Source organism: Rathayibacter sp. AY1C4, from assembly GCF_002932195.1.
Classification (GTDB): domain Bacteria; phylum Actinomycetota; class Actinomycetes; order Actinomycetales; family Microbacteriaceae; genus Rathayibacter.
In genome coordinates, this window is sequence record NZ_PSWE01000022.1 from 45,206 (window position 1) to 60,006 (window position 14,801).

Below are 14,801 nucleotides of genomic sequence, written 5' to 3' on the forward strand. Positions count from 1 at the left end.
GCCGGCGACGACGCCGGCCGGAGAACGGAGAACACCCGACATGAACACCCGATCCCTTCTGATCCGCGGAGCCGCTGGACTGGCCGGAGGCGTTCTCCTGCTCGGAGTCGCCGGAACGGCGTTCGCCGCCGAGGTCAACTACGGCAACGACGACGTCGACATCAACGTCGAGATCGCCGACCTCCCCGGGACCGGCGCCCTCTCGATGACCGTCGCCGCGGACTCGACGACGCTGACCGAGACCGGCTCGGACAACGTCCGCCGCCAGTTCACCGGCACCCTGCCCACCGTCACGGTCACCGACACCCGTGACGCCGCGGACGTCTCCCCCGACTCCGCGTGGTACGTCATCGGCACGGCGAGCGACTTCACGTCGGCCGACGGCTCGACCATCGGCGCCGAGAACCTCGGCTGGACCCCGGACCTGGTCGACGGTGGAGACCTCGGCGAGGTCGCCGCGGGCGATGAGGTCGGCACCGCCATCGACGGCGGCGCCAACGGCGTCGGCCTGAAGGGCAAGGAGCTGCTCGCGATCGTCGCCAGCAACTCCCAGCAGATCAACCCCGAGGGCTCCTGGAGCGCCGACGCCGACCTCTTCCTCCGCACCCCCGTGAACGTGGACGCCGGCGCGTACTCGTCCACCATCACCCTGTCGCTCTTCGAGTGACCCGTCGCGGCCGGGGGACGCACTCCCTCGGCCGCGATCCCACCACGGCCGACGCGGCCGGGCCCGCCCGCCCGGCCGCGTCGTGCTTCCCCCGTGCGACCATGAGGTTCTGATGACTGCTCCGCGCCGCTCCGCCGCTCCCCGCCGCCCGCTCCTCCCCGCGCTGCTCGCGCTGATCGTCGCCCTCCTCGGCGCGGGAGTCGCTCCGGCGGCCGTCGCGGCCGACGGAGCTATCACCTGGGCGGTCAGCCCCTCCACCGACGGCGTCCCCGACAAGCGTGCGTGGGTCGAGCTCGAGCTCGCCCCCGGCGCGAGCGCCTCGGACGAGGCGGTCGTGCGGAACCTCAGCGACCAGCCCGTGACCTTCAGCATCACCAGCGCCGACGGCTACTTCACCGACACCGGCCGCTTCAACATGCTCAACTCGGACCAGGAGTCGGTCGACGCCGGGCTGTGGATCTCCGCCCCCGAGACCGTGACCGTCGATCCGGGCAGCAGCGGCGTGGTGCCGTTCACCGTGACGGTCCCCGACAACGCCACCCCCGGCGACCACGCCGCCGGCATCGCCGCCTCCGTGCTCTCGCAGGGCACCGAGGCGGGAGGCGCGAACGTCGGAGTGGAGAGCCGCATCGGCTTCCGCGTGATGACCCGCGTGACCGGCGAGGTGACCCCCTCCTTCTCCGTCGAGGACCTGGCCAGCGACTACCGCCTCTCCTGGAACCCGTTCCAGCCCGGCTCCCTCTCGCTCGTCGCCGACGTGGTGAACACTGGCAACGTGCGCCTGCTGCTCGACGGCACGGCGAGCGCCCAGGGCGCCACCGCCCCCGTCGTCGCGGCCGACGCGCCCCAGCAGGAGCTGCTGCCCGGCGACCGGCGCAGCGTCTCGGTGCAGCTCGACGGCATCTGGCCCCTCTTCGGGGTCGGCGCCGACCTGACCATCGCACCGACCGTCGCCGCCGCCGATCAGGAGCCGGTCGCCACCGCTCCCGTGACGGAGTCGATCACGGTCGCCGCCGTGCCGGTCCCGCAGCTGCTCGTGATCCTCGGGGTCGCCCTCATCCTCGCGGCGCTGCTCGCCGGGCGCTCGCGCTCGCGCCGCCGCATCGCCGCCCTGGTGCAGCAGGCCAAGGAGGAGGGCCTGCGCGAGGGCGCGCGCGTCTCCTCCTGAGGACCCTCCGCTCGCCCCCCTCCTGCCGCCGAGGGGACCCCGGGCCGTCGAGAGGACCCGCTACACCGGGTTCCCTCGGCGGTCCAGGGTTCCCTCACCGCGCGGCCATGCGTCAGAGTGAGCGGATGACCACCACCTCCCTGGAGGCGCCGACTCGGCGTCTCGGCCTCATCGCGCTCATCGCGACCCTCGGCGGCCTCCTCTTCGGCTACGACACCGGCGTCATCAACGGCGCCCTCGAGCCGATGTCGGCCGAGCTGGGCCTCACCGCGCTGACCGAGGGGGTCGTCACCAGCTCGCTCCTCTTCGCCGCCGCGATCGGCGCGATCTCGGGCGGACGCCTCGCCGACGCCCTCGGGAGGCGGACCACGATCCGCCTGCTCGCCGTGCTCTTCCTCGTCGGCGCCCTCGTCTGCGTGGTGGCGCCGGGCTTCGGCGTGATGGTCCTCGGGCGGGCGGTCCTCGGACTGGCCGTCGGCGGCGCCTCGGTGGTCGTGCCGATCTACCTCTCCGAGATCTCCCCCTCCGAGATCCGCGGCTCGCTCGCCGGCCGCAACGAGCTGATGATCGTGATCGGCCAGCTCGCCGCCTTCGTGGCCAACGCCGTCATCGGCACCGTCTGGGGCGAGCTGCCCGGCGTCTGGCGGATCATGCTCGCCGTCGCCGCGCTCCCCGCCGCCGCGCTCCTGCTCGGCATGACCCGGGTCCCGGAGTCGCCGCGCTGGCTGATCGCGCACGGCCGCCGCGACGAGGCGCTCGACGTGCTCACGACCATCCGGACGCCCGACCGGGCCCATGCGGAGGCGGAGACCATCGCCCGCTCGATCGGCGCGAAGGACGGCCCGAGGATCCCCCTGCTGCAGGCGCTGCGCGAGCGCTGGGCGGTGCGCATCCTGCTGGTCGGCATCGGGATCGGAGTCGCCCAGCAGCTCACCGGCATCAACTCGATCATGTACTACGGCCAGTCGGTGCTGAAGGAGGCGGGCTTCGACCACGACGGCGCGCTCGTCGCCAACATCGCACCCGGGGCGATCGCCGTGATCGGCGGCCTGATCGGGCTGCGGCTCATGCAGACGATGAACCGCCGCACGACCCTCCTGCTCGGCTACTCCCTGACCACCGCGATGCACTTCCTGATCGGCATCGCCTCCGTCGCGCTCCCCGTGGGGAACCCGGCGCGGCCGTACGTGATCCTGGTGCTGGTCGTCGCGTTCGTGGGGAGCATGCAGACGTTCCTCAACATCGTCACCTGGGTGATGCTGTCCGAGATCTTCCCGCTGCGGATACGCGGAGTCGGCGTCGGCATCGCGATCTTCTGCCACTGGATCACGAACGCGGTGCTCGGCCTGTTCTTCCCCACCCTCGTCTCCGGGGTCGGCATCACCGGCACGTTCTTCCTGTTCGGCGCCGTCGGTCTGCTCGCGCTCGTCTTCATCTGGAAGCGCGTGCCCGAGACCCGCGGCCGTGCCCTCGAGGAGGTCGAGGCGGGCGTCGTCTCCGGCGAGCTCCTGCGCCGCTGACGCCCGCCCTCGGTCTCCGCCTACTGGTAGGTGACGAGGTCGGGGAGGGGGCGGACCTCGGCCATGGTCTCGGCGGGGGTGAGCATGGGCGCGTCCTCGTCGTAGAAGTTCTTCCAGCCCCAGCCGATGCCCTCGGGGGCGCCCTCGTGCAGCGCGTCCCAGGTCGCCTGCTTGTCGGGCTGCGAGCCCTGGCCGTCGACGTGGATGAGGAACTCCAGCTCGGGCCGGTCGCGGCGGATGCTGTCGCGGTCCTGCAGCATCGACAGCCGGAACTGGTGCAGCACGAACATCTTCGGCGGCAGCCCCTCGCTCTGCACCAGGTCGGCCAGCCACTCCGACACGCTGTCGACCTCGGCGGCCGAGACGCGCCCGATCTGCTGCAGCGGCTTCTGGCCGGGCAGCAGGCGCCACTCCGGGTCGAGCGCGAGGCCGACGTTGGGCAGCGACAGGAGGTCCGCGTACTGCTTCGCCTGGGTGAGGAAGTCGGTCAGCCCCGACTGCAGGTCGAGCACCACGTACATCCCCGCCGCCTGCGCCGCGTCGATGTAGGGGCGGATGTCGGCGGCGTCGAGCTCGTTGGAGTAGTCGCCGTCCTTGCCGGGGTCGCCCGCCGCGACCGTGGTGATGATCTCGAGGCTCGGCACGACCTTCTTGTCGGTGAGCGCCCGGTACGGCTCGGCCACCGCCTCCGCCCGCGCGATCGTGGGCTCGAGGCCCTGCTCCCCCAGCACGCCGAGGACGGGAGCGCCCGGAGTGCCGTAGATCGCGACGAAGAGGTGCCCGCCGAACATCCGCTGGCCGCCGCCCGGCAGCTGCCAGCCGCTCGCGGCCGCGCGCACGGCCCACTCGGGCTCGGGCTGGGCGGCGAGCACGGGGCCGAGCAGCAGCGTGCAGGAGGCGTCGGCCTCGGCGATCGCGGTCACGGCTCCGCCCGAGGCGAGCAGGTCGTCGCCGTCGACCACGGTGACGGGCACGCCGGCCGCGCGGGCGGTCGCCAGTGCGGCGACGTCGGCGTCCTGCGCGCGGGCGAGAGCGTGCAGGCCGGTCAGGGCGTCGGCCCGGGCCGGGAGAGCGCCGAAGGGAGCGTCGGAGGCGGTGGACGGCGCCGCGTCGGCGAGGTCGGCGAGCGCCAGGTCGGTCACGGTCACGCCGGACGCGGTGCTGAGGGCGGCCGCGTCGGAGGCGGAGGCGACGACGTCGACGCCCTCGGGCGCGGTGACGTCGCCGATCGCGAGCACGCGGGTCACGCCGAGGCGGGCGAACTCGGCGGCGAGGGCGTCGGAGGTCGGAGCGGTGGAGGACGGTGTGGCGGACGGGGTGGCGGATCCGGTCGCGGAGTCGGACGGGCCCCCCGGATCGGACGGCGTCTCGGAAGCCGTGGATCCCGCGGCCGCGGCGTCCGCGGTCGGGGCGGCCGTCGCTCCGGATCCCGCCGAGCCGACCAGCAGCGGCACGCCCCAGGCGATGCTCACCTGGGCTGCGCGCAGGCGGGACTCGGCGACGTCCTCGACCAGGACGACCAGCGGAGCCGCGGCGAACAGGGCCGCGCTCGCGGCGAGCGCGTCCGGGGCGAGCGCCACCGGCCCGCTCGGAGCCGCGGTGCGGGTGCGGGGCGCCTCCTGCTGAGCGTCGTCCGGAGCGGAGGAGTCGGGCGTGCAGGCGCTGAGCAGCGGGAGCACCGCGAGACCGCCGATCACGACGCTGCGGCGCGAGAGCCCGGAGCGGGAGGGGACGGAACGGGGTGTCGAGGGCATGGCAGGCCTCTCCTCTCGGAGCCCGATCGGGGCTCTCTGGTGCGTGGCTGGTCCTCTCGACTATCGCAGGCCCGGCGGCGGCGAGCGCCGAGGGAGCCGTCCCGGGCGCGCCTCCGACGCCGTCCGGACATGCAGAAGGGGAGCGGCGCCGCAGCTCCGCTCCCCTCCGAGTGGCTGGATCAGACCGTGCGGGGGGCCTTCGCGAGGTTGGCCTCGAGCTCCTCGCGGTTCTGCCGCACCACGTAGGCGGGGCGGTCGCGCTCGACGCGCCACGACTCGCTCAGCGGCGTGATCGCGACGGTGTCGAAGCCGATCCGGTCGTAGAGGTCGGTCACGAAGTGGATCGCCTCGGGGTAGTCGCTCGACGTCGCGAGGGCACGGCGGTCGGGCGTGCCGACCGGGGTGCCGTCGGTGGTGATGTCGGCGGCCATGATGTGGTTGAACGCCTTGACGACCTTCGACTCCGGGAGGTGCTGCTGGAGCATCTCGCTGGTCGTGGTCTCGCCCTTGTCGAGCGCCTCGATGCGGCCGTCGCGCTCGAAGTAGTAGTTGTTCGTGTCGAGGACGATCTTGCCGGCGAGCGGGGCGACCGGCACCTCCTCGAGGTTCTTCAGCGGCACCGTCACCACGGCGATCTCGGCGGCCTCGGCCGCCTCCTGTGCCGTGGCGGCGCGGGCCTTCGGGCCGAGCTCCGCGATGAGGTCGGCGAGGGTCTCGGGGCCGCGCGAGTTCGCGATGACCACCTCGTCCCCGAGGGCGATGACCGCCCGTGCGACCTGGCTGCCGATGTTGCCTGCTCCGATGATTCCGTACGTCGTCATGCTGAGGAGAACGCGGAGGGCGCCCAGGCATTCCGCTCTGCGGCGTTCTCCCACGCCGCACCCAGGTGGGCCCGTCCCTCCAGTAGCCTCGGTCCTCGGGCGCCGCTGCCCGAGAAGGAGTCCGTGATGCCGCAGTACGACCTCCCGCTCGACCTCCTCGAGCAGTACGCCCCCGAGATCGCCGAGCCCGCCGGGTTCGCCGAGTTCTGGCGCGACACGATCGCCGAGGCGAGGGCCGTCGCGACCGAGCCGCGCCTCGAGCGGGTCGACGCCGGCTTCGGACTGCTCGACACCTTCGACGTCACCTACTCCGGCTTCGGCGGCCACCCGATCCGCGCGTGGCTGATCCTCCCCCGCGGCGTCGAGGGCCCCCTCCCCGGGCTCGTGACCTTCATCGGCTACGGAGGCGGCCGCGGGCAGCTCGCGGAGTGGACCGCGATGTCGGCCGCCGGCTACGCGCACCTGGTCATGGACACCCGCGGCCAGGGGTCCGGGCACCGCTCCGGAGCGACGCCCGACCCGGTGGGCAGCGGGCCGCACGTCTCCGGCTTCATGACGCAGGGCATCGAGTCGCCCGCGGAGCACTTCTACCGCCGCGTCTTCACCGACGCCGTCCGCGCGCTCGACGTGCTGCGCGCGCACCCCGCGGTCGACGCCTCCCGCGTGGCCGTCTCGGGCGGCAGCCAGGGAGGCGGGATCGCTCTCGCCGTCACCGGGATCCTGGGCCTGCTCGGCGAGTCGGAGTCGGCGCGCGCCGCGATCGTCGACGTGCCGTTCCTCTCCCACATCCCGCACGCCGTCCGGCTGGTCGACACGATGCCGTACGGCGAGATCGTGCAGTACCTGCACACCCACCGCGGCGCCGAGGCGCGCGTGTTCGACACCCTCTCGTACTTCGACGGCACCTCCTTCGCCCCCTACGCGCAGTCCCCCGCGCTGTTCTCGGTGGCGCTCCGCGACGACATCTGCCCGCCGTCCACCGTCTACGCCTCCTACAACCGCTATGCCGGACCCCGCGAGATCCGCGTCTACCCCTTCAACGGCCACGAGGGCGGCGAGGCGTTCCAGATCGGCGAGCACGTGCGCTTCCTGGGGCGCGAGCTGGCGTAGGAGGAGGAGCCGCCCGTTCGGCGGACGGGGGCGGTGCGCCCCGGCGCATCACCCGTTCCGACTCGCGATCATCGCGCTGCCGATGCGGTCCTCGAGGTCGGCCAGCTCGTCGAGGACGTCGCCGACTACCCAGACCCGCCGGGCGCCTCGACGGGCGTCGCATTGTGACGCCGTGCGTCGCGCTCGGTACCCGTTCGCTGCTCTTCTGGGCACTATCGACTCCATGACCCGCCAGATCCGCTTCAACGCCTTCGACATGAACTGCGTCGCCCATCAGTCCTCGGGCATGTGGCGCCACCCCCAGGACCAGTCCTGGCGCTACAAGGACCTCTCGTACTGGACCGACCTGGCGAAGCTGCTCGAGCGCGGCACGTTCGACGGTATCTTCATCGCCGACGTGCTCGGCACCTACGACGTCTACGGCGGCTCGAACGAGGCGGCGATCCGCCACGGCGCGCAGGTCCCCGTCAACGACCCGATCCTCCTCGTCTCGGCGATGGCCGCCGCGACCGAGCACCTCGGGTTCGGCATCACCGCGGGCACCGCCTACGAGCACCCGTACCCGTTCGCGCGGCGCATGTCGACGCTCGACCACCTGACGAAGGGCCGCGTCGGCTGGAACGTCGTCACCGGCTACCTCCCCAGCGCCGCCCGCAACATGGGCCACGAGGACCAGCTCGAGCACGACGACCGCTACGACGTCGCCGACGAGTACCTCGAGGTGCTCTACAAGCTGTGGGAGGGGTCGTGGGAGGACGACGCGGTCGTCCGCGACCGCGAGTCCGGCGTGTTCACCGACCCGGCGAAGGTGCACGAGATCGGGCACCGCGGTAAGAACTTCACCGTCCCCGGCATCCACCTCTCGGAGCCGTCGGTGCAGCGGACCCCCGTCATCTACCAGGCGGGAGCGTCGCCGCGCGGCATCCGCTTCGCGGCGGGCAACGCGGAGGCGATCTTCGTCGCGTCCTCGACGAAGGCCGGCCTGAAGGCGACCGTCTCGCGCATCCGCGACGCCCTCGAGGCGGCCGGCCGCGACCGCTACTCCGCGAAGATCTACACGCTGCTGACGATCATCACCGCCGAGACCAGCGAGGCCGCGCACGAGAAGCACCGCGACTACCTCTCCTACGGGAGCGAGGAGGGGGCGCTGGTCTTCATGTCGGGCTGGATGGGCATCGACCTGTCGCAGTACGACCTCGACGAGCCGATCGGCAACGTGAAGAGCAACGCGATCCAGTCGGCCGTCGCCAACTTCCAGGAGGCGAACGAGGACGGCTCGGAGTGGAAGGTCCGCGACATCGCCAAGCTCAGCGTGATCGGCGGGCTCGGCCCGTTCGTCGTCGGCTCGCCCGCAGAGGTCGCCGACCATCTGCAGGAGTGGGTCGAGGAGACCGACGTGGACGGGTTCAACCTCGCCTACGCGATCACGCCCGGCACCTTCGAGGACGTGGTGGAGTTCATCGTGCCGGAGCTGCGCCGCCGCGGCGCGTACCCGGAGGAGTACGTCGAGGGCAGCCTCCGCCAGAAGCTGCACGGCCGCGGCGACCGGCTGCCGGAGGAGCACCTCGGCGCCGGCTTCCGCTACGCGCCGGCGGCGGTCTGACGACAGGGGGCGCCGGGCGGCCGGTGGGGGCGGGGGTCTCCATAGGCCGCTCCGCGGCCGCGCCGGACGCACGAGCACCCCGCCGCGATGCGCGACGGGGTGCTCGGGACGTGCGGAGGGGCTCAGCCCTCGAAGGTGGCGTCGAGCGTGATGTCGACCCCGGTGAGCGCCTTGCTGACGGGACAGGTCTCCTTGGCCTCGTCGGCGGCCTTGAGGAAGGCGGCCTCGTCGATGCCGGAGACCTCGCCGCTCACGATGAGCTTGATGCCGGTGAGCTTGAATCCGCCGGCCGAGTCCGGGCCGAGCGAGACGTCGGCGCGGACGTCGAGCGCCTCGACGGTGCCGCCGGCCTGGCCGAGGACGGCCGAGAACTGCATCGCGTAGCAGGCGGAGTGGGCGGCCGCGAGGAGCTCCTCGGGGCTGGTCGAGCCGTTGGCGTCGTCGGCGGCGCGCTTGGGGAACGAGACGTCGTAGGTGCCGATCTTCGAGCTCGAGAGCTCGACCTGGCCCTCGCCGGTCTCGAGCGAGCCGTTCCAGGCGGTGCGTGCGGTACGAGTGGGCATGAGTCCTCCTTGGGGGGGGCGGGGAGAACCGTAGAACGATCGTTCTCCCCTGATGCGCCGAGCCTAGGTGGTACGCGCGGCGTCCTGCAACCACCGGCCTCGGACCCTCGGCGAGATGCCAGTCCGGCGCGCCTCCGTCGGCGTGTCGCGTACGGGAGCGGCCTGTCGCGGAGGAGAGGACGGGGCCTCGGTTCAGTGCACGAGCTTCAGGCCGACGACGCAGCCGACGATCCCGAGGACCAGCAGCGTGCGCACGAGCGAGAAGCCCTCGCCGCCGAAGAACATGCCGTAGAGCACGGTCAGCGAAGCGCCGATCCCGACCCAGACCGCGTACGCGGTGCCGGTGGGCAGCTCGCGCATCGCGTAGGCGAGGCCGGCCATGCTCGCGACGACGCCGACTCCGAAGACGACCGACGGGCCGAGCCGCGTGAAGCCCTCCGACTTGCCGAGGGCGGTGGCCCACACGGCCTCGAGGACACCGGAGAGGATGAGGACGATCCAGGACATGACAGCTCCTACGAGTCAGTCTTGTCGCGTTCCGGGTACTGCTCCCTCGTCCGGTCGCCGTCATCGGCTCCGGACAGTCTGCCCGTGCGCGCTGGGCAGGCCCTGGGCAGCGCGCGGCGGGGGCGGAGCCGCCGCGACCGCGGCTCCGCCCGCCGCCCTCAGCGCGGCTGAGCCGGGTTCGTCGGCACTCCGTGCGAGGGCGGATTGATCGCCGGACCGGACGTCGCCGGCGAGACCGGCGATCCGGACGACGAGCGGGACACCTCGGGCAGCGACTCCGGCACGCTGCCTGTCGGCTCCGCTCCCCCGCGCAGCTGCTCGAGGCGCGAGTGCAGGATCGTCGTCACCGGCAGTCGGTGCCCGTGCGCCTCCTCGTAGGCGAGCAGCGCGCCGAGGCCGGCCTCGTCGAGCGGGCGGATGCGCTCCGCGAGCGTGGCGAGCGGGATGTCGTTCCAGTCGGGGAGCGGCAGCTCCTCGCGGGAGGGTGTGTCGGTCATTCGTGCTCCTTCCGTTCCCTCCATCCCACGCCTCGGACGGCCGTCCGCCCAGGGGCTTGACCGGTCGCGCGGCGGTCGGGAGGGACGGTCCGGCGGAGCGGCGGCCCCGCCGGGACCGTCAGCGGATCAGGCGGTGCGGCGGGAGGAGCGGCGGGTCGCCAGGTGCACGAGGACTCCGACCACGAGGAGGATCCCCGCGTAGAGCCAGACGATCGGGTCCTGCTGGCTGAGGAGCAGCACGCACGAGGCGACGCCGAGCACGGGGATCGCCGTCCACACGCGGAAGTGGTCGTGCTCGACCTTGTCGCGCCGCAGCACGAGCACCGAGACGTTCGTGCTGATGAACACCAGCAGGAGGAGCAGCACCACGGTCTCGGCGAGGGTCGCCAGATCGCCGACCAGAGTCAGGAGGCACGCCGCCAGCGTGGTCACCGCGATGGCCACCCACGGCGTCCGGCGCTTCGGCAGCACGTGGCCGAGCACGTCCGGGAGGAGGCCGTCCTTCGCCATGCCGTAGGTGACGCGGCTCGCCATGATCATGGTCAGCAGCGCTCCGTTGGCGACCGCGACGAGCGCGATCAGGCTGAACAGCCACGCCGGCACCCCGGCTCCGCTCGCCGTCACGACGTCGAGCAGCGGGGCGGAGGATCCGGACAGCTCGTCGGCGGGCAGCGCGATCGAGCTCGCGAGGCCGACCAGGACGTACACCGCACCGGCCGTCAGCAGCGAGCCGAACAGCGCGCGCGGGTAGACGCGGCTGGGGTCGCGGATCTCCTCGGCGATGTTGGCCGAGGTCTCGAAGCCGACGAAGGAGTAGTACGCGATGATCGCCGCGCCGAGCACCGCCAGCGCCGGCGCCTGCTCGGAGCTGAGCTCGACCGTGCGGGAGAGGTCGCCGCCTCCGCCCGCCACCAGCAGCGCGACGCATCCGATCACGATCAGCAGGCCGCCGACCTCGATCACGGTCATCACCGTGTTGCTGAGCAGCGACTCCGCGACGCCCCGCGCATTGAGGCACGCGACGAGGATCAGGAAGACGATGGCCGTCGGCACGGTCGGCACGTCGAGGAAGGTGCCGAGGTAGTCGCCGGCGAACGCGAGCGACAGACCGGCCGCGCTGGTCACTCCGGCCGCGAGCATGGCGAAGCCGACCAGGAACGAGACGATCGGACGCTTGAAGGCCCGCTGCGCGAACACCGCCGCGCCTCCCGCCTTCGGGTACTTGGTCACCAGCTCGGCGTAGGAGCCGGCGGTCAGCAGCGCGAGGCCGAGCGCGAGCAGGAGGGGCATCCAGACGGCGCCGCCGACCTCCGCCGAGAGCGTGCCCATGAGGGCGTAGATGCCCGCGCCGAGGACGTCGCCGAGGATGAAGAAGTAGAGCAGCGGGCCGGTGATGCGGCGGCGCAGGGAGGTGCCGCCGGCCTCTCCGGCCGCGGGGGCGTCGCTCGTGGTGGCCATGTCGTCCTCTCGTCGCGCGCTCGGGAGCGAGCACGACGGGCCACGCTAGGGAGGAGGGGGCCGGGAGGTCGAGAAGGTTGACCGGGCGGGGTCGAGGGCGCTACACGCGCGGGACGGGGCGTCTGCGGAGCGGGCGCCTGCGGGCCGGGCGCGACTTGCGGGCCCGGCGCCTTCCGCGGGCCGGGCGCGTTCCCCGATCGGGCACGGCATGCCGCGCCCCGCGCCGGCCGTCAGCCGAGGACGACGTGCTCCCCGCCGCGCTGCTCGGCGATCTCCTCGCCGACCTCCTCCGCCTCCTGGCGCGACTCGTGGTGGCTCAGCGGGACCCGGGCGTGGGCGATGCGGTTGTGCCAGCCCTGCTCGTCGGAGTAGGTCTCGATGGGGAGGACGGTCGTGGTGCTCATGGTGCTCCTTCGTGGTGGTCCCTCCATGGCACCTCGCGCCCCCCGCCGCTCGGGAGAGGGTTGACGCGAGCCCGTGTCTCGAGCAGGACCGAGGCGTCTCGGCGGTCCAGCAGCGAGCGGCGGCGGCGCGGCGGGTCAGGGCGAGACCATGCCGCCGTTCACGTTGAGGGTCTCGCCGGCGACGAAGCTCGACTCGGCGGACGCGAGGAACACGTAGGCCGGGGCCTGCTCGGCGGGCTGCGCGGCACGGCCCATCGGCGACTCGCTGGAGCCGAAGTCGGGCAGGCTCTCGGGGTCGACGCCGCCGCTCACCTGCAGGGCGGTCCACGTCGGGCCGGGCGCCACGACGTTCACGCGGATGCCCTTCGCGGCGAGCTGCTGCGCGAGGCCCTTCGAGAGGTTGTTGATCGCGCCCTTCGTCATCGCGTAGTCGAGTCGGTCGGGGGCGGGTTTGTGCGCCTCCGCCGACGCCGTGTTGATGATCGTGGCGCCCGCGGGCAGGTGCGGGAGGGCCGCGCGGATGATCCGGAACGGAGCGAAGACGTTGACCGCGAAGGTCGCCTCGAACTGCTCATCGGTGATGTCGAGCAGGTCCTCCTTCCAGATCTGCTTCCCGGCCACGTTGACCACCGCGTCGAGCCCGCCGAGGCCCTCGACCGCCTCCGCCACGAGCCGCGTGCAGTACTCGGCACTCGTGAGATCGCCGGGGATCGGCACGGCGGTGCGCCCCTCCGCGCGGATCAGCCCGATCACGTGCTGCGCGTCCTCCTCCTCGCTCGGGAGGTAGGCGAGGGCGACGTCGGCCCCCTCGCGGGCGAAGGCGATGGCCACGGCTGCGCCGATCCCGGAGTCGGCTCCCGTGATGAGCGCGCGGCGGCCCGCGAGCCTGCCGGTGCCGCGGTAGCTCTCCTCGCCGAGGTCGGGCACCGGGGTCATCCGCGACTGCAGCCCGGGCTCGGGCTGCTGCTGGACCGGCGGAGTCACGTCCGGGTACTGGGTGGCGGGGTTCGTGAACGTGTACTGGTCGGGCATGGCTCCTCCGTCCGCGGCACCCGGATCGGGCCGCTCCCCTCCATCCCAGGCGAGCCGCGCCTCCGGGGCCACCCCGTGCACGGGCGGGCGGCGCTGTGGTAGCCGGCGCCGCGGACCAGGAGCCGCCTCCGGTGAGGCCGCCCGTGCCGTGCCGTGCCGACCGCTGACGGTGCGTCTGGGCCTCGAGTGGCGGGACGTCAGCCGCACCAGGCAGGAGCAGGAGGTCGTCCGCCTCAGCAGCGGACCGGTGTCCTGTTGCGGACATGTCCACCCTCGGACACGGCCTGAGACCTACCTTTCGTTCATGATCGAATCCTCGAAGAAGTCCCGCCGGCGTGGACTGAAGAACGCCGGAATCGCCGTCGCCGTCGCCTTGGCGGTCGTCGCCGGCGGGAGCGCCGCGGCATCCGCTGCGACGACGACGTCGCCCGCCTACTACGGATGCCTGCAGCAGGGCCTCCTCTTCAAGGTCGGCACGACCTCGCCGACGTGCCCGAAGGGCGCCACCACGGCCAGCTGGAACCTGCAGGGACCGGTCGGCAAGACGGGGCCGGCGGGCGTTCCCGGAGCAGTGGGACAGGTCGGCAGGACCGGCGCCACGGGCGCGGTGGGCTCTACGGGTCCTGCCGGAGCAGTGGGGCCGATCGGTTCTCCGGGAGCGGACGGGGCGGACGGGGCGCCTGGTCCCGCCGGAGCGGACGGAGAGATCGGCGCGACGGGAGCGGACGGAGCCGCCGGCCTCCCCGGAGCAGACGGAGCCCCCGGCCTCCCCGGAGCAGACGGAGCCCCCGGGCTCCCCGGAGCAGACGGAGCCCCCGGGCCGATCGGAGAGATCGGAGCCACCGGAATGGACGGAGAGACCGGGCCCGCAGGGCCTCCCGGAGCGGATGGAGCGGCCGGACCCGCCGGACCCGCGGGCGGAGGCGCCACATACGCCACAGTCACCGCGACCAGGACTGGAATCTACGCGAACAACGTGCAGACACTCTCCGCCACCTGCACCGGCGCGACGCCGAATGTCATCGGAGGCGGTTTCTCCTGGACCGAGGTCGACGGCAGCAGCCCCTACAAGTCGGAGATCTCCACGAGCGCTCCGGTCGGATCCGGTACATGGACCGTCACCGGGTCCGCCTACGCCGTCAACGGCACGCTGACCCTCAGCGTCTACGCACTCTGCGCGTCGTGACCACGGTCTGAGGCGCGGACTCCGGGGCCGTCGAGAGGGGGCGGCCCGACCCTCGGACGCGGCCGCCCCTCGCGATGCGCCCGGCCGACGCCGCCGTGCGCTCGCATGGGCTCGGACGGAGACGACCGCGGCCGGGCGGTCGGGCCTCGCTGAGGTGACGGCGCGGCGAGCGGAGTGCGGCTCGCCCGTGCGGAGCAGGAGGAGCGAGGAACCCGGCTCGCCCGTGCGGGGCGGGTGGAGCACGGAGCCGTAGGAGTGTGCAGCGGCAGAGTGGACGGACCAGCCGCTGACCCGGACGGAGGAGCCTTCGACAGGGCGGTCGAGCCGGTCCGGACCCGAGGAGAGCGCCGACGACGACGACCCCGCGCGCCGACGCCGCGCGGGCGTGCGAGGCTTGATGGTCGTCCCCCTCCCGCCCGCACCGCCGCCGTCGCCCGGGCGTCGACGATCAGGCTGACGACGAGCCCCACCGCGACGATGACGATCGCGACCCACGGCAGCACGTCGAGCC

The 14,801-nt window shown here is 72.9% G+C and carries 14 protein-coding genes and 1 riboswitch; of the genes, 6 read left to right on the forward strand and 8 right to left on the reverse strand.

The window, feature by feature from the left end; translation table 11 throughout:
• The first annotated feature begins 40 nt into the window (after window positions 1-40).
• The 3 genes from C5C99_RS11985 to C5C99_RS11995 all read left to right on the forward strand — a co-directional run bounded on the left by C5C99_RS11985 (window position 41) and on the right by C5C99_RS11995 (window position 3,355).
• Window positions 41-667: a hypothetical protein gene (locus C5C99_RS11985; RefSeq protein WP_104340131.1), complete on the forward strand. Its 627-nt coding sequence runs from the start codon at window positions 41-43 to the stop codon at window positions 665-667.
• Between the two features lie 112 nt (window positions 668-779).
• Complete coding sequence (locus C5C99_RS11990) at window positions 780-1,835, forward strand: WxL protein peptidoglycan domain-containing protein (protein WP_104222384.1); 1,056 nt, start codon at window positions 780-782, stop codon at window positions 1,833-1,835.
• 125 nt (window positions 1,836-1,960) lie between these two features.
• Window positions 1,961-3,355: a sugar porter family MFS transporter gene (locus tag C5C99_RS11995; protein WP_258060020.1), complete on the forward strand. Its 1,395-nt coding sequence runs from the start codon at window positions 1,961-1,963 to the stop codon at window positions 3,353-3,355.
• 20 nt (window positions 3,356-3,375) lie between these two features.
• On the opposite strand, the gene C5C99_RS12000 is transcribed toward C5C99_RS11995, so the two are convergent.
• Window positions 3,376-5,109, reverse strand: a complete 1,734-nt coding sequence (locus C5C99_RS12000; protein WP_104340132.1) for a hypothetical protein — start codon at window positions 5,107-5,109, stop codon at window positions 3,376-3,378.
• A 179-nt stretch (window positions 5,110-5,288) separates the two neighbouring features.
• Window positions 5,289-5,930: an NADPH-dependent F420 reductase gene (locus C5C99_RS12005; protein ID WP_104222381.1), complete on the reverse strand. Its 642-nt coding sequence runs from the start codon at window positions 5,928-5,930 to the stop codon at window positions 5,289-5,291.
• A 126-nt stretch (window positions 5,931-6,056) separates the two neighbouring features.
• On the opposite strand from C5C99_RS12005, the gene C5C99_RS12010 reads away from it, so the two are divergent.
• Entirely contained in the window at window positions 6,057-7,040 is a 984-nt protein-coding gene (locus C5C99_RS12010) for an acetylxylan esterase (RefSeq protein ID WP_104222380.1), read from the forward strand.
• Between the two features lie 223 nt (window positions 7,041-7,263).
• Window positions 7,264-8,643 carry an LLM class flavin-dependent oxidoreductase gene (locus tag C5C99_RS12015; protein WP_104247810.1) on the forward strand — a complete coding sequence of 460 codons (1,380 nt, stop codon included), beginning with the start codon at window positions 7,264-7,266 and terminating at the stop codon, window positions 8,641-8,643.
• A gap of 122 nt (window positions 8,644-8,765) precedes the next feature.
• Here C5C99_RS12015 and C5C99_RS12020 read toward each other — a convergent pair whose 3' ends face one another.
• The 6 genes from C5C99_RS12020 to C5C99_RS12045 all read right to left on the reverse strand — a co-directional run bounded on the left by C5C99_RS12020 (window position 8,766) and on the right by C5C99_RS12045 (window position 13,104).
• Window positions 8,766-9,206, reverse strand: a complete 441-nt coding sequence (locus tag C5C99_RS12020; protein ID WP_104222378.1) for an OsmC family peroxiredoxin — start codon at window positions 9,204-9,206, stop codon at window positions 8,766-8,768.
• A gap of 192 nt (window positions 9,207-9,398) precedes the next feature.
• Complete coding sequence (locus C5C99_RS12025) at window positions 9,399-9,713, reverse strand: multidrug efflux SMR transporter (RefSeq protein ID WP_104222377.1); 315 nt, start codon at window positions 9,711-9,713, stop codon at window positions 9,399-9,401.
• A 9-nt stretch (window positions 9,714-9,722) separates the two neighbouring features.
• A riboswitch (guanidine-III (ykkC-III) riboswitch) is annotated at window positions 9,723-9,786 on the reverse strand.
• Between the two features lie 85 nt (window positions 9,787-9,871).
• Window positions 9,872-10,210: a hypothetical protein gene (locus tag C5C99_RS12030; RefSeq protein WP_104340133.1), complete on the reverse strand. Its 339-nt coding sequence runs from the start codon at window positions 10,208-10,210 to the stop codon at window positions 9,872-9,874.
• Window positions 10,211-10,336: 126 nt separating this feature from the next.
• Window positions 10,337-11,668: an APC family permease gene (locus tag C5C99_RS12035; RefSeq protein ID WP_104340134.1), complete on the reverse strand. Its 1,332-nt coding sequence runs from the start codon at window positions 11,666-11,668 to the stop codon at window positions 10,337-10,339.
• Window positions 11,669-11,898: 230 nt separating this feature from the next.
• Entirely contained in the window at window positions 11,899-12,072 is a 174-nt protein-coding gene (locus C5C99_RS12040) for a DUF2188 domain-containing protein (RefSeq protein WP_159940661.1), read from the reverse strand.
• A 135-nt stretch (window positions 12,073-12,207) separates the two neighbouring features.
• Window positions 12,208-13,104: an SDR family oxidoreductase gene (locus C5C99_RS12045; RefSeq protein WP_104227027.1), complete on the reverse strand. Its 897-nt coding sequence runs from the start codon at window positions 13,102-13,104 to the stop codon at window positions 12,208-12,210.
• A gap of 976 nt (window positions 13,105-14,080) precedes the next feature.
• Between C5C99_RS12045 and C5C99_RS17355 the strand changes: the two genes are divergently transcribed.
• Entirely contained in the window at window positions 14,081-14,290 is a 210-nt protein-coding gene (locus tag C5C99_RS17355; RefSeq protein WP_219813628.1) for a hypothetical protein, read from the forward strand.
• Window positions 14,291-14,801 lie beyond the last annotated feature (511 nt).

What these genes read in the sequence shown, in the direction of transcription:
- C5C99_RS11985 (WP_104340131.1), top strand. Translation starts at nt 41, where the DNA reads ATGAACACCCGATCCCTTCTGATCCGCGGAGCCGCTGGACTGGCCGGA.
- C5C99_RS11990 (WP_104222384.1), top strand. Translation starts at nt 780, where the DNA reads ATGACTGCTCCGCGCCGCTCCGCCGCTCCCCGCCGCCCGCTCCTCCCC.
- C5C99_RS11995 (WP_258060020.1), top strand. Translation starts at nt 1,961, where the DNA reads ATGACCACCACCTCCCTGGAGGCGCCGACTCGGCGTCTCGGCCTCATC.
- C5C99_RS12000 (WP_104340132.1), bottom strand. Translation starts at nt 5,109, where the DNA reads ATGCCCTCGACACCCCGTTCCGTCCCCTCCCGCTCCGGGCTCTCGCGC.
- C5C99_RS12005 (WP_104222381.1), bottom strand. Translation starts at nt 5,930, where the DNA reads ATGACGACGTACGGAATCATCGGAGCAGGCAACATCGGCAGCCAGGTC.
- C5C99_RS12010 (WP_104222380.1), top strand. Translation starts at nt 6,057, where the DNA reads ATGCCGCAGTACGACCTCCCGCTCGACCTCCTCGAGCAGTACGCCCCC.
- C5C99_RS12015 (WP_104247810.1), top strand. Translation starts at nt 7,264, where the DNA reads ATGACCCGCCAGATCCGCTTCAACGCCTTCGACATGAACTGCGTCGCC.
- C5C99_RS12020 (WP_104222378.1), bottom strand. Translation starts at nt 9,206, where the DNA reads ATGCCCACTCGTACCGCACGCACCGCCTGGAACGGCTCGCTCGAGACC.
- C5C99_RS12025 (WP_104222377.1), bottom strand. Translation starts at nt 9,713, where the DNA reads ATGTCCTGGATCGTCCTCATCCTCTCCGGTGTCCTCGAGGCCGTGTGG.
- C5C99_RS12030 (WP_104340133.1), bottom strand. Translation starts at nt 10,210, where the DNA reads ATGACCGACACACCCTCCCGCGAGGAGCTGCCGCTCCCCGACTGGAAC.
- C5C99_RS12035 (WP_104340134.1), bottom strand. Translation starts at nt 11,668, where the DNA reads ATGGCCACCACGAGCGACGCCCCCGCGGCCGGAGAGGCCGGCGGCACC.
- C5C99_RS12040 (WP_159940661.1), bottom strand. Translation starts at nt 12,072, where the DNA reads ATGAGCACCACGACCGTCCTCCCCATCGAGACCTACTCCGACGAGCAG.
- C5C99_RS12045 (WP_104227027.1), bottom strand. Translation starts at nt 13,104, where the DNA reads ATGCCCGACCAGTACACGTTCACGAACCCCGCCACCCAGTACCCGGAC.